This is a genomic window from Spirosoma soli (assembly GCF_042684525.1).
GTDB classification, from domain to species: domain Bacteria; phylum Bacteroidota; class Bacteroidia; order Cytophagales; family Spirosomataceae; genus Spirosoma; species Spirosoma soli.
This window is the reverse complement of the sequence record NZ_JBHULN010000019.1, coordinates 70984-88047: the sequence shown is the minus strand read 5'-3', so window position 1 is coordinate 88047 and position 17064 is coordinate 70984. Positions and strand designations below refer to the sequence as shown.

13 protein-coding genes are annotated in these 17064 nt (G+C 49.6%); 4 read left to right on the top strand and 9 right to left on the bottom strand.

What is annotated here, in order from left to right:
• Positions 1 to 356: 356 nt before the first annotated feature.
• The 6 genes from porG to ACFSUS_RS23505 all read right to left on the bottom strand — a co-directional run bounded on the left by porG (position 357) and on the right by ACFSUS_RS23505 (position 5435).
• Positions 357 to 1028 (bottom strand): type IX secretion system protein PorG, encoded by a 672-nt coding sequence (gene porG / locus ACFSUS_RS23530; RefSeq protein ID WP_381526453.1) that lies wholly within the window; start codon positions 1026 to 1028, stop codon positions 357 to 359.
• 19 nt (positions 1029 to 1047) lie between these two features.
• Entirely contained in the window at positions 1048 to 2073 is a 1026-nt protein-coding gene (locus ACFSUS_RS23525; RefSeq protein ID WP_381526452.1) for a DUF6089 family protein, read from the bottom strand.
• A 182-nt stretch (positions 2074 to 2255) separates the two neighbouring features.
• On the bottom strand, positions 2256 to 3131 hold the full coding sequence (locus ACFSUS_RS23520) for an NAD kinase (protein ID WP_381526451.1): 876 nt from the start codon (positions 3129 to 3131) through the stop codon (positions 2256 to 2258).
• 101 nt (positions 3132 to 3232) lie between these two features.
• Positions 3233 to 3901, bottom strand: coding sequence for a CBS domain-containing protein (locus ACFSUS_RS23515; protein WP_381526449.1), 669 nt, complete (start codon positions 3899 to 3901; stop codon positions 3233 to 3235).
• Positions 3902 to 4047: 146 nt separating this feature from the next.
• Positions 4048 to 4824, bottom strand: a complete 777-nt coding sequence (locus tag ACFSUS_RS23510) for an alpha/beta fold hydrolase (protein WP_381526447.1) — start codon at positions 4822 to 4824, stop codon at positions 4048 to 4050.
• Entirely contained in the window at positions 4821 to 5435 is a 615-nt protein-coding gene (locus ACFSUS_RS23505; RefSeq protein ID WP_381526446.1) for an anthranilate synthase component II, read from the bottom strand. Before ACFSUS_RS23505 ends, ACFSUS_RS23510 begins: the two co-directional genes overlap by 4 nt.
• A 220-nt stretch (positions 5436 to 5655) precedes the next feature.
• Between ACFSUS_RS23505 and ACFSUS_RS23500 the strand changes: the two genes are divergently transcribed.
• Both ACFSUS_RS23500 and ACFSUS_RS23495 read left to right on the top strand, forming a co-directional pair.
• Complete coding sequence (locus ACFSUS_RS23500) at positions 5656 to 6942, top strand: protoporphyrinogen/coproporphyrinogen oxidase (protein ID WP_381526445.1); 1287 nt, start codon at positions 5656 to 5658, stop codon at positions 6940 to 6942.
• 74 nt (positions 6943 to 7016) lie between these two features.
• Entirely contained in the window at positions 7017 to 8516 is a 1500-nt protein-coding gene (locus ACFSUS_RS23495) for a flavin-containing monooxygenase (RefSeq protein ID WP_381526443.1), read from the top strand.
• A 7-nt stretch (positions 8517 to 8523) separates the two neighbouring features.
• Here ACFSUS_RS23495 and ACFSUS_RS23490 read toward each other — a convergent pair whose 3' ends face one another.
• Complete coding sequence (locus tag ACFSUS_RS23490; protein WP_381526441.1) at positions 8524 to 9510, bottom strand: NAD(P)/FAD-dependent oxidoreductase; 987 nt, start codon at positions 9508 to 9510, stop codon at positions 8524 to 8526.
• Positions 9511 to 9628: 118 nt separating this feature from the next.
• Here ACFSUS_RS23490 and ACFSUS_RS23485 point away from each other — a divergent pair, with 118 nt between their 5' ends.
• Positions 9629 to 10447 (top strand): gluzincin family metallopeptidase, encoded by an 819-nt coding sequence (locus ACFSUS_RS23485; RefSeq protein WP_381526439.1) that lies wholly within the window; start codon positions 9629 to 9631, stop codon positions 10445 to 10447.
• 297 nt (positions 10448 to 10744) lie between these two features.
• Here ACFSUS_RS23485 and ACFSUS_RS23480 read toward each other — a convergent pair whose 3' ends face one another.
• Complete coding sequence (locus tag ACFSUS_RS23480) at positions 10745 to 14863, bottom strand: two-component regulator propeller domain-containing protein (RefSeq protein WP_381526438.1); 4119 nt, start codon at positions 14861 to 14863, stop codon at positions 10745 to 10747.
• A gap of 176 nt (positions 14864 to 15039) precedes the next feature.
• The gene (locus ACFSUS_RS23475; protein WP_381526437.1) at positions 15040 to 15993 is read right to left on the bottom strand and encodes a LysR substrate-binding domain-containing protein; all 954 of its coding nucleotides are present in this window, start codon (positions 15991 to 15993) and stop codon (positions 15040 to 15042) included.
• 170 nt (positions 15994 to 16163) lie between these two features.
• Between ACFSUS_RS23475 and ACFSUS_RS23470 the strand changes: the two genes are divergently transcribed.
• On the top strand, positions 16164 to 16952 hold the full coding sequence (locus ACFSUS_RS23470) for a hypothetical protein (RefSeq protein ID WP_381526434.1): 789 nt from the start codon (positions 16164 to 16166) through the stop codon (positions 16950 to 16952).
• Positions 16953 to 17064 lie beyond the last annotated feature (112 nt).

The following is a 17064-nucleotide window of genomic DNA, read 5'->3' as shown; positions in this document are numbered from 1 at the left end:
CTGACTAGAGTACGGATAGCCTGCATTCAGTGGGATTACGGCGTTTACTTGAGTAGCTGAGTGGCTTTAACGAAAGCTCGAAACATTGCCTGATCCGTGTCCGGCAAACAGTGGTTATTCTAACAATAAGATAGTTGAGCGGGTGTTGATGGAGGCTGTTGAGCGAAGTCTGCGACTTCGATCCAGTATTATCCGGTCTTTGACCGGAGTAAATCGACCCGTTGCCGTTGTGGTCTATGGCAGGAGTATTTTTTTGCTATTCCGGTCACAGACCGGCTAACGCCAGATCGAAGTTCTAAACTTCGCTCAACAGCCAACAGCACTACCGCAGCACTGGCTTAACCAGCATAATGACTTTACGGACAGAAGATTTTGTAGAACGTATAACTCACCGTCAATGCGGTATACGTGTAGCTGTCGCTGAGCGCAGGATTGCCCTGCCCTAATTTGTTTGTCGTCACCCCAAACGTTCGTTCGCCCAGGCCGTCCAGGTAGTCATTATTTGTAAAACGAGTACCGAACTCCAAGCCAACGCTCCATGGGCGTTTAATCTCGTACTTAAAGCCGACACCTAACGGGAAGTTCAGAATGCCTCTGGCCTTGATTACCTGATTCTTGAAGTTAGAGATTCCAACACCAGCAAACACGTAAGGTGTCCAGTTCCTTACTTTAGGCTGAAGCTTGTAATTAAAGAAATTGTACTCCACATCGGCGGTCGCTTCACCTAGCGTGGTGCGAAACGAATAGTTGCGCGCCTGACGGAGCGGGTCATTGCTCGCGCGATCTTCTCCACGTAGCCCACCAGCGGCAATACCTACCCGAAACGAGAACGACTTGGTGGCGTTGTAGCGGAAAAACAAGTTAGCCGCTGGCGAGTAAAAGCGCGGATTAAGCGCTGGCAAGACATCGCCTTTAGTGAGCATACCGCCCAAACCACCGCCAATCTCAATTTTTTGGGCTTGCGCACTGAGGCTGATAAAAAGCCCGGCTATCAGCAGCCGGGCCATCCTGATTCGTTGTCGACGCATAAATCGGCCAATCGCCTATTTACTTGATGGGTGGACACTTTATTTTACCTGGAATGATGTAATGAATCGAAAAGTTGGTGAGCAAGTAACCATCGTTTAAGATACCATCAGCTCCACGCTGTTGATTTGGTGACGTGAGTAAATCAGAAAGAGCAGCCTGCGTTGCAGCGTCGGAGGCTTGAAACTTTTGCACCAGAACATCATACCGATTAGGATGCTTCTTCGTACGGGCCGCAAACACTTCTTCACGACGGCTACCCAGTTGCTGGGCAAGTCCCTGCAATGCTCCGGCCGGCGCATAGCCGCCACCTACATCGTCCAGGTAATCAGTAAACGTATACCGGTAGCCGATTTCAACACCAACATTAAAGTTCTCGTTTATCATATAACGAAAACCAATACCTACCGGAATAGCCGCCGTAACGAGCGAGTAAGGTTTATCACGTCCAGGTTGACCCTGTCCTTCTGTATGTAAGGGTTGGAGCTTTACCCACCGCTGGGATGAATCAGCCGAGCTTTCATTGTAAGGTGTTCGAGCCTGGGGGCTGTGTGCCACCAGCGCTATACCGCCGAACAGGTACGGAGTGAATTTTGCCCGCACGTTGGAATTACGCCCATCTTCTATGAAATTATAGATACCAGTAAGGGCAAACTCTTTGATGTCGTTACGAAAGTGCAGATTACGAACGTAATAGATCAGATCCTCTTCAATAACGGGGCTATTCGAGATGGCGTTCTTGTTGTATTTATAGTCGTCACCCGTGATACGCGCCCAGGTAAACGCAGCCCGAGCGGCAAAGTGGGGAGTAAACTGCCGCGTGTACCCTATGCCAACGTTCCACCGGGGTAAGGTAAAGGTTGATTTTATTGGGTTACCGTAGCCAGCCAGATCACCGTAGTAGGTAGACGTTCCTACCCCAAAACTTACTGATGAATACGGAGCGAAGCGCGTATTGGGCCGTCGTTGTGCTAAACTTTCCGTAATCTGGCCCGCTAGCGCACATACTACCGCAGCCCCCGCCACGAGGTACTTATATTTCTTCATAGAGACTTTAATACGTGAATCAACCGCGACTGACCGCTAAGGCCAGCCAAATCCGAAACGGCCAGCACAATGCTTTTATTGGCAAAAGGCAGTAAAAATTATGTCAGGGGTGATAACTGGGCATTTCAACCCACAAATTCAATACAGCATATTCAATGCCATAAACCCTTTCTGGCAGTCTCTCAATTTCGAATATCCCACCCCCAGTTTAATTTGCTTCGGAGGGTATTCAAAAAATTGTCGTCTCTGAGTTTTACCAACCGCGCTTTAAAGGCTTCTTTTTGAACACTGATGCGCGCAGATGTATCGACGGTAAACGAACGGGAATCGAGCGCAGCCAGGAAATTGCCGCTGCGGCTTTCGACCTCAAAAGCCAGCTGACAGCTGTCCATCACAATCATCGGACGGACATTAAGGTTATGCGGACTGATGGGCGTAATGATAAAGTTGTTCGTCTGCGGAAGTAACACTGGCCCTCCGCAACTGAGCGAATAGCCAGTTGATCCCGAAGGCGTCGAAATAATCAGCCCATCAGCCCAGTAGGAATTCAGAAACTCCCCGTCCAGATACGTATGCACCGTAATCATAGACGATGTTTGCGTGCGGGTGATAGTGAAGTCGTTTAGTCCAAAAGGGAGTCCGCCGAAGATGTCGACATTGGAGCGAACACTAACCAAGGTTCGCTCGTCAATGCTGTACTGCTCGTTAAAGAGCGCGTCAATCATCAATCGTACCGAGGCAGGGGCCACCGTTGCCAGAAAGCCCAGTCGGCCAATGTTAATGCCAATGATTGGAATCTGACGCGCACCGACATGGGTAACGGCATCGAGCAGTGTACCATCGCCACCTAAGCTAAAAATGAAGTCGGCATTATCAACGCCTTCCGCAACGGTGTAAACGGCGTTGCTGTAATGAGCGACGCCCGCATTATCCAGAAAGTCTCGGTAATCCTGCGAAATTATTACTTCGGTCTGCCGTTTAGCCAGTTCTTCAAACATAGACTGGATATACGGCCGGGCCGATTCGGGGAAGTTACGCCCGTGAATGGCGATTTTCATAGAGGAGAGTTTACGGTTTATAGTTCACAGTTTTCTGTTAGCCATTCGGAAGACTTTACTTTGGTTAATTAACCGAAAACTGTGAACTATAAACCTCAAAACTAGGTGTTTAGATAACGAAGCAGCGAGTCGAGCCGCTCCTGGTCAATACTTTCGACGGGGGCATTGGCAAAGGCGGCTTCAATCTGATAACCAAACCGTTCGAGCGTCGAAATAACGGGGGTAATGTCGCGACGATTTAGCTTCAGGGTTAGTCGTGACTTATCTGGCATGCCATACGCGGCACTGGAAAAGTAACTGCTGACAACTTTTACGTTATTCGATTCGATCAGGCGGCTGATTTCCGCCATTGAATAATCGCGCTCATTAAGGCTCAGAATCAAAATAGCCCCAGCATCCTGCACGCCCAATTCCTGCGCAAACTGTTTCAGCAACTCGCTCGCCGATATGGTACCGGTAAATTCCTGCCCTTCATTAAGCACTGCCACAACGTCCATATGGTTCTGAATCACCAGTCCCAGAATCTCAAACAGATGTTGATCTTCGTAAACGAACGTCTGCTCAAACAGGCGCATCACATCCCCTAACGACCGCTCGTCGTCGGAAACGTCCATCAGCAGTTCTTCACTAACCACTCCCCGGTAATCGTTCTGATCGGTCAGTACGAGTTGCGTGACGCGGTGCTCCTGCATCCAATCTAAAGCCTGACCAACTGAGTCGGTGGGCTTTAGAGCCGGGAGCATGGGATCTATGAGTTCGGCAGCCAGCATACTTGTTGTTTTTTACGGAAACTGTATGGCAGAAAACTACGGAAATTCTACCATAGTTTCCAAAACTTAGTGAAAAACAGTAAACTGATTGGTTAGTAGCTCAGCAAATAGTTTACCAAAGAGCTACCGACAAACCAGATACTCAATTAACTCACCAGCTCTGCCAGGGGGTTCCGGACCAACCAGTTTTCTAGTAACTGGTTAAATCGCTCAGGACACTCCATCATGGGTGCATGGCAGCATTTGTCAATAAAATGCAGTTCTGAGTCGGCAATCAGGCGGTTAAACTCATGTCCTACTTCGGCGGGCGTAATGGTGTCATTCAGTCCCCATACCAGCAGCGTTGGCACCTGAATCTGATACAAATCTTTTGCCACGTTATTACGCTGAGCTGACTTAGCGATCGCTACAATGCTCATGCATTTAGGGATGCTGCTCGTAATCTCAAATACCTCATCAATCAACTCCTTTGAGGCTACCTTCGGGTCATAGAACGTATAAGCCACCCGCTCCGCAATGTAGTCGTAGCTACCCCGTTTCGGAAACGAGCCACCCATTCCGTTTTCAAACAAACCCGAACTTCCTGTCAACACTAACCGCCGAACCAGATCAGGATTTTTGAATGTATAAAGTATAGCTAAATGCCCGCCCAGCGAGTTACCAAGCAACGTCATGTCGTGCAACGACTTTTGAGCCACAAACTTTTCGATAAACGCCACCAACCCCTCCAGACTGGCCTGCCGAACCGGCATCTCATAAATTGGCAATAACGGAATGACAACCCGATAGCGGTCGCCAAATGTGTTGATAACGCTATCCCAGTTACTAAGCGCGCCAAACAGGCCGTGTAGTAGTAGCAATACTTCGCCCTGGCCCTCGTCTACATAGCGGAAACCCGCTTCTTCACGGATCTGATAGTTCATGCGTATTGAGCAGTTAATAAGGAGGAATCGGCTTTATTACCTATAAACACTGTAGAATTAATCCAGTTTTTTATGATTTGCAATCCGTTTTCGGTTAATGCCGCTTCCGGGTGAAATTGAACGCCCCGAATGGGTAGGGTTATATGACGCAAGGCCATTACTTCCTTTTGGTCAGTCTCGGCTAAACTTACCAGCGCGTCAGGCAAATCGGTTAATAGTAACGAATGATAACGCGTTACAGCAAACTTTTCAGGTACGTTATCCCACAACACATCGTCGGCTATCAGCTGCATAGTTGATACCTTACCGTGCATAGGCCGCTTTGCCACACTAAGTGTAGCCCCAAAGAATTCGCCAATCGCCTGATGCCCTAAACATACGCCCAGCATTGGCACTTTTTGATGATAATAATCAATTACGTTCATCAGGTGCCCAGCCTGCTGAGGTGTCCCTGGGCCTGGCGACAAGACGACCGCATCGACCGGCTCCTCAGTAAAACAACCGAACGATTGGTTATTCCGTACCACGCGACAATTGGCACCTGCCTGCCGCAGATAATCCACCAGCATGTACGTAAACGAATCGAAGTTATCTACTATCAGGAGATTCATGTAGCAAGAACGTAATCAATTTGGCAAATTTAACAGTTTCTCAAAAAAAGCAATAATTTATAATTTTTACCCATTGATTATCAACAGATTATTTATTTGTTAACTATGTTTAATACCAAAAATATAAAAAAAGTACTACATGTAGGCTAGGTATTGTGACCACGGGTTGGTATGACATTTAATTTTGGCGTTTATTCACAAGCTGATTTTTGAATTATTTATGTCTTTATCTATAGATTCGCCCGTAATCATTGTGGGAGCTGGCATGGCTGGCTTGACCTGCGCTGTTTATCTGAAACAAGTGGGTATTGATGCCCTGCTAATAGAAGCAGCCGATCATGTAGGCGGACGCGTTCGTACCGACGTGGTAGATGGTTTCCGACTCGACCGGGGCTTTCAGATCCTGTTAACGGCTTACCCCGAAGCGCAGCGGCTGCTCAATTATTCGGCTCTTGAGCTAAAACCGTTCCGATCGGGAGCGTTAATTCGTAGTAATAACGATTGGGTAACGTTTTTGAATCCATTTCAGGAGCCGTCGTCGGCGTTTCAGACACTCACCTCACCGATCGGCACATTAGGCGATAAACTCAGGATTGCCGGACTCATTCGCCAAACGCAAAGCCAAAGCATCGGCGAGTTGTTCCAGCAACCAGCCACAACTACCCTGGAATTTTTACACCAGTTTGGGTTCACCCCCCAAATCATCGACCAATTTTTCCGGCCTTTTTTTGGAGGGGTTTTTCTGGAAGATGCGCTGGTGACGTCGAGCAACTTCCTGGAGTTCTGCTTCCGAATGTTTTTCCTAGACGACGTAGCCGTGCCAGCACAGGGCATTGGGGCCATTCCTGATCAGTTGGCGGCTCGGCTTTCGAACGATCAAATCCGGCTGAAATCGGTCGTTAAGCACATTGATGGTAATCAAGTCATACTAGATACGGGTGAAGCGCTTACAGCTAACTCACTGGTATTAGCCGTCGATGCCGCTCAGGCGGCCCGTCTGCTGGGGCGCCCTGCTCCTATCGCGCAGTCATTCAATCATACGACGTGTACGTATTTTGCTACCCCTGCTGGAGCAGAATTAGTCCCTACTGGTAAGAAGCGGCTGCTGATGCTTAACCCTCAGCGAAGCTCCGCCGTACATAACCTGGCTATTATGACTGACGTTGCCCCGAGCTACGTGCTGACGGACGGCCGTCATGAACCACAAACGCTCATCTCCGTCAGTACCCAGGGGCTCGAAACAGTGAATGAAGCTTCGTTGACCGACCGGATCAAACAGGAACTGACCAATTGGTTTGGGAATGAGGTACATAAATGGCAGCATTTGCGTACCTATCACATTCCGCAGGCCCTACCCAGCTATGGTCCAGGCAGTACGCATCAACCGCTTCAGCTATCGCCCACGCTGTATCAATGTGGCGACCAAACGGCTTATCCGTCGCTCAACGCAGCTATGCAAACGGGGCGCGAGGTAGCTCAATTAATAATCAGTCATCGACTTAGTTAGCCCTTTTTAGAGCTCATTCATGTACGGTCTTTTTATGCTAAATTTGTTTAGAAGCATAATCAAAGATCGGGGTAATGAAAGCGGAGGTTGACGTAGCAATAATTGGCACCGGCTTTGCCGGGTTGACGGCTGCTGTGCGGTTAAAACAGCAACGTAATACATCGTTTATTTTATTCGAGCGGGCTGACGAAGTCGGTGGTACCTGGCGCGATAACGTGTATCCGGGCTGTGCCTGCGACGTACCCTCACACCTCTATTCTTTATCGTTCGCTCCCAATCCCGGCTGGTCACGCTTGTATTCGCCCCAGCCCGAAATTCTGGTTTACCTTAAAAACGTAGTTAGCCAGCACGGCCTGGCGCCCCATATTCATTACAACACCGAAATTATTCGCACCGAATTTTCGGAATCGAACGGTTTCTGGACACTTACCGATCGTCAGCAGAAGAGCTATACCGCGCGGGTGGTTATTGGCGCTCTCGGGCCACTCAATCGTCCGAGTATTCCCAGGTTAAACGGGCTTGACACATTCACCGGCCGAGCCTTTCATTCGTCGGCCTGGGATCACAGCTTCGACCTGACGGGCAAACGAGTAGCCGTAGTGGGTACGGGTGCCAGTGCCATTCAGATTATCCCGCAGATTGCCCCCAGCGTGTTTCAACTTACGGTTTTTCAGCGCACAGCCCCTTACGTAACGCCCCGGCTGGACCGTGCTGTCTCTCCGTTCGAGCAACGACTATTTCGCCATTTGCCCATCCTTCAGCAAACGTATCGCTCCTTTATCTACTGGCTTAATGAACTGCGTGGATTATCGTTTCTGGGCAACGAAACGTTCAATAAACTCGGCACAAAAGAAGCCATTAAGCATATCGAAGCTTCTATTGCTGACCCTGAGCTCCGGCGTAAGGTTACTCCGACCTATAAGCTGGGCTGTAAGCGCGTGTTAGTGTCGGATGACTACTATCCGGCCCTGAATCGACCAAACGTTGAGCTGGTTACCGATCGCATATCCGAAGTTAGAGCAACCTCTATAATCACAGCAGATGGTACCGAGCGACCAGTGGACGCCTTGATTTTCAGCACTGGCTTTGTGGCTGCCGATATCATCAGTGACCTCCAGATTATTGGTCGTGACGGACGTAATCTGTTTACTGAATGGCTGACAACCGGCGCAGAAGCTCACTACGGCATTACCGTGTCGGGCTATCCCAATCTATTATTTCTGGTCGGACCAAACACGGGCTTGGGTCATAATTCCATCGTCCACATGATTGAGTCGCAGGTTAATTATGTTCTGGATTACCTGAGGCTACTGGACGATGCCGGTGAGGGGGCCTATCTCGACGTAAAACCCGATGCTCAGGAAACCTATAATAAAATCCTTCAGCAGAAGTTGACCGGTACAGTCTGGGCATCGGGTTGCCAAAGTTGGTATCTGAACGCTCAAGGCAGGAACACTACCATCTGGCCAGGTCTCACTGCGTCTTACCGCAAGGCCACTCGTCGGGTGAAGCCCAGTGATTATACCGTAGTTCAAGCAGCAAGCACAACCCCACTGCTACAGAACGAGCTTTAAGCCTGCGCTACAACTCCATTAACGTTTGGGCCATTTTCAGGCCAGACGTAAAGGCATCCTCTACCCCTGCTCGTGCCTTGGCCAGGTTACCCTGACCGAAGCCATCTCCACCAAACAGAAGCGGAAACGAAGTTTGTGCCTTCAAGAAAGCACTAGGAAACCGCTCGCTCGCAAAGCTATACCGCCAGCGATGCACCTGATACGACTCGACCGAATCTATCGAAAAATACTCTTGCAACTGAGCAATCAGGGTCTGCCCTACGCTGTCCAGATCACCGTCTAGATGAGTCTGGCTAAAGGCGGAGCTTGCCTGAATAGTGACCGATGGTTGCTTTGGCGATATGCCTTTTTGCTGGTTGTCGGCAATCCATGCCACGTCGCCCTTCTCAAAACGAACGCCACCCGGCGCAGGAATACGGCTAGCCTGCTTGAGTGCAACCAGTACCGTAAGGCAAGGCTCGTATTTAATGGCGGCAAGGGCTGAGCGGTCTTCTGGCACAAGCACGATACCACTTTGGTCGAGGAGAGTTAAGGCTTGAGGAGCCGGGATTGTGATTATCACCGCATCGGCCCGATAAACGGTGCCCGCTTCTGTTTCAATTCCCCAACCGGTTGCTTCTTTTTCAAGATGTACAGCTTTCTCATTGGTACGAACAGTCAGGTCTTTGGCCAATTCTTTAGCTATTGTACTCATACCTTCTCTGCCCATGTAATATGGAGAAGTAGCCGAAGGTAAATTCACTTGTTTCAGATCCCATTCGGTCACGATGCCTTTCTGTACGAACTGCTCAACAAACTGCTGAAACGGAGTTGTATGCGCCAAAAAATATTGGGCACCGTGATCAGCCCGGGCATTCTCAAGACGTCGCGTAGCCATGCGTCCGCCAACACCACGGCCCTTGTCTACTACGGTAACATCCCAGCCGTAATGGGTTAATTCGCGGGCAGCGGTCAGACCAGCCATACCCGCGCCAATAATCAGTGAAGAAGGCACATCAAATAATGTTTTATGATTTATGGGCCAGAATGTAAGCCCATACGACTTACAATATTAAATTCAATCCTTCGTAATTCGTATCGTCCGGGGAGCCGGCTCGTAAATCGTAATTCCTTTGCGTTTGTTTCTGCGTTACGTACTGCCTTTTTTACTTGCACTACCGATTGGTTTTTTGCTGCTTTATCCGCATTTGTTGCGGTGTATGCGGATCGGTGAGTCGCCACAGTTTAGGCAGGTATCCATAATAGGCAAGGTCTATGTTAACCACACCGCAACGCGTCGTCAGCAGCAACAACTGCGAACCCATATCCAAACAGCACGCCAACGGATTCAACAGTTCTGGGGCGGCCAGCAAGGCCAGGCTACTATCATATATTGCCCTAAACAAGCTGATTACGAGCGTTATTGCATGGGTGGCGAAGGAGCAGGTTGTAGCATAGGAACGCCCTGGGGGGCATCGTATCTGATACTAGGCCCAGACGGCAATAATGCAGATGTTATTGCCCACGAACTTTGCCACGATGAGCTCTTCGCCCGACTTGGCTGGTGGCGGATTAAACGTCAGATACCCCAGTGGTTTAACGAAGGGCTGGCCTTAATGCTCGATTACCGTTTCAGCAACCCAGCGGTGTGGGAGCACCCAGACAATCTGGAAAATAACCCCTCCTTTTCTGAGGAAGAACATCGACAACCATTTGCTGAGCACCCGATGGTGAAATTATCGGACCTGGAAAGTACCCGTGATTTTTTTGGGGGTGACTACGGCCACGTTATGCTGGCTTACCAAACAGCCGCCGATGAGGTATCGCGGTGGCTAGCTGTGGTAGGGCGGGCGGGTGTTCCGGCTCTAACCAATGCCGTAGCAAACGGTAGCGATTTCGATGATGCTTATCTGGGGCTGGAGCGGGAGAAGCGGCACCCCAAAACTAAATAATTCAGCGTTGCGCTTCAGCATAAGATTACCTTGATGCGTTCGGAAGAACCTTTTGGTTACACTTCCGAACGACCAGGCATGAATTAAATCCGTAGCGCACAGATACGCTGTTTACTACAAACGCGGATAGAAAGCGGAAAGCATCTTTGTCTATTTTCAACTCAGCCTGAAAGTGTAAAAGAGGAAGATTAACATATGGCTTTTCGTTGCCCAAATGTCACTAGCTTTTACCAAAAAGTACTATCCAGTTTGGGACAATTACTATCCGATTTGGGACATTTTACCCGATTTGTTGACTTAGCGGTCGGTAGAATTCTCCAGGAGAAAATCTGTTGGCGTTTTGCCATACAATTCTTTAAAAACTTTGGCGAAATGCGACGGCGTTTTGAAACCTACTTTGTAAGCCGTTTCAGTAACGCTATGGCCTGTGCGCAGCAGATCAGCCGCTTTACGAAGCCGATATTGACGAATCAGTTCGTTAGGAGCAAGCTGGGTTACACCACCGATTTTTCGATACAGGGTTTTGCGGCTCATCGCCAACTTATCGGCCAGCCAGTCTACACTCAACGTAGTGTCTTCGAGCTGCTGGTCAAGTAACTCATAAATCTGACGCATAAACGGCGTCTGTTCCGACTCCAGCGGAGGTGGAGCATCAGGTCGGGTGAGTCGCTCACTATATTCCTCCCGTAATCGTTGCTGGCGATTGATCAGGTTACGCAATCGCAGATTGAGCTCGTGAAAGCTAAATGGTTTGGTCAGGTACTCATCGGCTCCGTGCAACAACCCTTCAATGCGGCTATCCTGGGCAGCTTTAGCCGTTAACAAGACGACCGCAATGTGATCAGTAGTAGGATCGTTTTTAATGAGCCGGGTTAGTTCATAACCGTCCATAACAGGCATCATTACATCGGAAATCACGATATCGGGCAATTCAACCTGGGTCAGCGCCCAGGCCTCTTCACCATTGACAGCGCTCAGTACCCGGTAAGAAACCGCCAGTTCGCTCGTCATAAACTCGCGTAGGTCGGTGTTATCTTCAACAACCAATAGTACCGGTTGCTCTGATTCATCAACCGGTGGCTCAGGCAGCACTGCAACGTCTACCTTTTCATTGGCTATGCCGAACCTTTCTTTATGGATCGTTTGAGTGACAGCTGCTACGGAAACATGAGTATCCTTCTGTACGATCTGGACCGGTAGCTTGAGTGTAAACACGGTACCTGAGTCCCGTTGGCTCTCTACTCCAATTGTTCCCTTCATTAATTCGGTAAGCTCTTTTACCAACGCTAACCCAATACCCGTTCCTTCATAAGCGCGGGTGCGCGAATCGTCTACCTGATAGAAGCGGTCAAAGACATGAGGCAGGTGTTCAGCGGGGATGCCGATACCCGTATCCGCGACAACAATTTGTACTTGTGGCTCTTCATCAGTAGGCGAAAAGAGCAAATGAGACGTAACCGTTATTTGTCCACCAGCGGGTGTGAATTTTAACGCATTCGACAACAAGTTCGTCAGAATTTTCCCCCATTTATCAGCATCAAACAGGTAGTCTTGCTTAAGTCCTGCTGCGGTATACGTCAGGGTTACACTTTTGTGCTCGGCGGCCTCCCGGAACGATTCAACAAGTGGCTCTACGTATTCGTCTATAGTACCCCGCTTCAATGAAGCTGTCATGCTACCTGCCTCCAGCTTCGACAAATCCAGTAACTGGTTAATGAGCTGAAGTAGCTGGTGAGCATTACGCTGCACTAACGATAACGTACGATACGTTGACGGCTCAAGTCGGCCACCTTGTAGTAATTTTTCAAGCGGAGAGACAATGAGCGATAAGGGCGTGCGAAATTCATGGGTGATGTTTGAGAAAAAGCGAGTCTTCACCTCATCAACGGCTTTCAATTGTTCGGCCTGCCGACGATTAAGCTCCATTTCCTGCCGCTGCCGGATGCGGCTGGTTTGAAAACGTATGAATGCCCAAACGGCTCCTCCAAACAACAAGGCATAGACGCTATATGCCCACCAGGTTGCCCACCAGGGTGGTTGAATGTGTATCTGGACTGCGGTTCCGGTATTGTTCCAGATGCCGTCGCTGTTCGCGGCCTTCACACGAAAGGTGTAGTTACCAGGCGGCAAATTCGGGTAGCTGGCAAAGCGACGGCTTCCGCTCTGTACCCATGTTTTGTCAATACCTACTAGCTGATAGGCATACTGATTTTTCTCGGGCAATAGGTAGGTAAGGGCCGCAAATTCAAACGCCAGAAAATTCTCGTCATACGGCAAATTGACCGACTCGCTTAATAACGGTCGGTTCTGATCCAGCACTTTAAAGCCAGTAATGCATACAGGAAACGGCCGTGTATCATCCCGGACACTATCTGGATCGAAATGTATGAGCCCATTCATCGTACCGAAATACAGCCGGCTGTTGTGCCGACAAACCGCATTTTCCGGAATTTCGTTGCTCGGCAAGCCATCGTTACTGTCATAATTACGAACCGCCTTTGTCCGCGGATCGAATCGGCAAAGCCCCCGACTCGTGCCTAACCACAACCGGCCACTCTTGTCGCTCACAATGGCCGAGATATGATTCGTCGGCAGCCCATCCTGCGTTGTGATATGGGTAAATACACCCGTCCGTGGGTCCAGGCGGTTCAATCCTCCCTGGTTCGTTCCTACCCAAATAATTCCCTGTTCATCTTCGTAAAAAGCCAGAACTTCGCTGTTGTTCAGCTGCCCTGCCCCTGTTCCGACTGGGTAATGGGTAAAACGGCCCGTTTTGGGGTTAAGTCGGCTAATGCCTTTTCCATTAACACCCACCCAAACATCACCGGTTCGGCTGGCCAGTATTGAATACACAAACTTATCGGGTAAGCCAGCGGTGTCTGCCGGGTTGTATTTATAGTACCTGTATTGGAGTGTATGCGGGTTAAACGACGCAATGCCACCTTCACCACCTATCCAGACATCGCCCGTTGAACCGCGCGAGAGAAACTGAGCGTGAATTTCAGACGGATAGCCGATGTATCGATTCTGTAAAGCGTCGAACCGATAGAGGCCATCCCAACTACCCAGCCATATGCCGGCCGATCCGTCGGCCAGAAACGAGGAAACCGAGTTTCCGTGCTGCCCTATAACGCCAAGCTGCTGAGACGGTACCACGTCGGGCTGGTTTTGTTGGGGGCTCATTCGGTAAACGACCTGCTGATTGCTGAGCCAGAGACGGCTCTCGTTATCTACTAGCACTACGTTAACTCTGTTTTGCGGCAGGTTGGCCGTTCCGGTAGCGGGTTCGATCTGATAGACCACAAAGGGCTTGGTATTCCTCACCTGCCGGTCAATCCCATTGTTGGTGCCGATCCATAACGTACCGGTACGATCGTGGTAAATGGCCTGCGCATCTTTACTGCTCAGGCCGGTTGAAGCAGTCGAATTAGGGCGATAGGTTGTAACCTGGTGCTTGTTTACGTCAACACGTTGCAATCCTTCAGTTGTGCCTACCCACAATACGCCCTGCGCATCGCGCTGAACGGCGTTCAAATAGACGTACCGATTTAGTTTACCCTCTGGGTTATAGCCTACAAGTTGTAGCGGCCGACGGCGTAGGTTAAGCTGGAATACACCATCGCTGGCGGAACCTAGCCAGAGCATATTCTGATCATCCAGATAAAACGAGTTAAAAACAGGCTGAATCGCCGTTGGCGCGGCTAATAGCGAAAACCGACCTGTTTTGCGATCGAACTGATATAATCCCTTAGCCGTCGCTACCCAAAGCCGACGCTGACGATCTTCAAAAACGCTTTTAACGGGGGTTTCGGGTTGGGGCGATGGGTAAAGTTGAAAGTGGTGCGTTTCGGGATTGTAGCGGGCCAGTCCATCATAGGCGCTAACCCACAGTATGCCCTGATGATCCTGATAAACCGATAATTGATTATTCCATCGGTTAGCGCGGTGCGTCTGAATCGGATGGGGTGTAACCTGACCCGTTTTTTTATTTATCTCGTGTAGCCCACCCCCTTCCGTAACCGCCCATAAGCGATTATCCCGGTCTTCGCATAAGCCCATGATGCGATTATTCAGGAAACTGCGCGCTGGATTGGTCGGGTCAGGCTGAAATACGGTGAACGTGTACCCGTCGTACTTATTGAGACCACTATGCGTTCCAAACCACATAAACCCCTCCCGGTCCTGGAGAATGCAGTTGACTGAACTATGAGAAAGGCCATCTTTTACCGACAGATGATCAAACGTATTGGCTATAGCCTGAGCCGAGGCCCCGGTTGAGTGGGTAACGAACGCCCAGCACAAACCAACGTAATAAACTAGTAGCCAACTACATGGCGCCAAATCCTTTCGGCGAACCCATGTACTTAGTATGTAATAAATTCCTCTGGTACACGTACCGAGGTTCTGAATACTCATGTAAACGTTAGGGTCGTATAGTTTCCGGTTTTAGTTGTCTCGTTTCATAGTAAGGCTTGGTAAGGCTTGTCAAAAAAGCCTGGATAGGTAGCGTGGTGAAAGATAAGGCTTTTTAATATCAATAATAAATCCTTATGCCATCTATCATATCCCACGGTTTAGTGCCACCAGCCGCCTTATAGCCTCACCAGCTTGTCCTGTTTCTCAGCACCGATCAGTTCGGCGGGAAGGTGCACCAAAATTTCGTGTTTGAGCGCATTGATCATCTTGCGCTTCAAGAAACTGCGGTGCATAACCAGACTCACCTCTCGTACGGGCTGTGGAGCCGCGAATGGCCGAAGCCGCGACCGACGGGCAGGGTCCATATCGAGTGTGGCCAGGTAAGGCAATAACGTAAAACCGTCCTGCCTGTCAATCAGCTTCATGAGCGTTTCGAGCGAGCCGGTTTCGTACTGGAGTGTCGGGCGCTGTACGGTTGGTGTGCCATTGGTAGGGCGGTCGGCCCCACACAGATTAATCACCTGATTACGAAAGCAATGACCTTCTGTCAGCAGCCATAATCCATCGGTTCGCAGGTCAGATGCGGTAACGACTGTTTTGGTCAATAAGTTGTGGGCATCGGCTGCATAGACAACAAACGGCTCGCGAAATAAGGGAATCTCGGTTATACCATTCTCGGCCAGCGGAGTCACCACCAAACCTACATCGATCAGACCATTTTTGAGCCGCTCCACGATTTGCTCGGTCATTAACTCCTGGATCTGCACCGATACGGCAGGGTACTTACCCACAAATTCACTGATGAAATACGGGAGCAGATAGGGTGCCAGTGTGGGAATGATTCCAATCTTGAGATCGCCCCGAAAATCGTCTTTTGATTCACTAACGATTTCGGGAATGCGCCGGGCCGCCCGCAATACATCCCGCGCCTGGGCCAGAATAGTTTGTCCGGTTTCAGTGGGTACCACGGGCTGCTTGGAGCGATCGAAAATCAGGACGCCCAGCTCATCTTCAAGCTTTTGAATTTGCATGCTCAATGTTGGCTGGGTAACGTGACAATTGTCGGCAGCGGTGGCAAAATGCCGGAATGTATCAATAGCCACTATATACTCAAGTTGGGAGAGCGTCATAACAATCTGCGCAGAGTAAGGCAAAAGCTCGCGGTTCTGGCTGAGTACAGAGGAACGTCTGACTCATGCACCACGAATATAACATCAATAATTTCTATACAAATCTAAATCTTATCAAACCAAACATAGCGCTACGTGTTCTACTTTTGTAAGTACAATCTACCGCATACATGAAGACACCTCAACTTTTTTTATATCTCTTGTTACTCAACGGCGCGGTCGCCTTTGCTCAGTCCGGAACAAATCCTAGTTCGTCTGCACCCAGTTTCGACAAGGCAGGTTCCGACGCTCGCGCGGTGCAAATTGCCGACCAGGTTATTAAGGCCATGGGCGGGCGTAAAGCGTGGGATGAAACCCATTTGATTTCCTGGAATTTCTTCGGGAATCGCCGACTCGTGTGGGACAAGTGGACAGGCAACGTACGGATCGATAATCTAAAGGACGATCAAACCATATTGCTGAATGTAAACAACGACCAGGGTCGCGTATTCCGAAAAGGCGAAGAGGTTACTGCCCCCGACTCCGTTACCAAGTATGTTAAGCAGGGCAAGGCTGCCTGGATTAACGACTCGTACTGGCTCGTTATGCCGTTCAAGCTCAAAGACGCTGGGGTTACGCTCAAATACATCGGGGAAGAAGCCACCAAAGAAGGAAAACCCGCCGACGTGATTCAGATGACGTTTAAAGGGGTTGGTCTAACGCCTGACAATAAATACCATATCTGGGTTGACAAACAATCGCACCTGGTAACGCAGTGGGCGCACTACCCCAAGTACACGGATGAGCAGCCCCGTTTTACGCTCCCGTGGGGCGATTATCAAAAACATGGTAAAATTCTGCTTTCGGGCGAACGAGGGGATCGCGACTTAACCGACATTATGGTTTTCACGGGCTTACCAGGCGAAGTGTTCAGCGATTTTACCCGCACTGACCTGAGCCGGTATCCGCAGGCGAAGTGAGTGGATCAAATACGGTAGTAAAGGCAATTAGTTGTGTGGCAGATCACTCCATCAGACTCATTTTACTTACTTCACCGCTCTACTTTTCTACTGGATCGTTCAGCAAACTAAC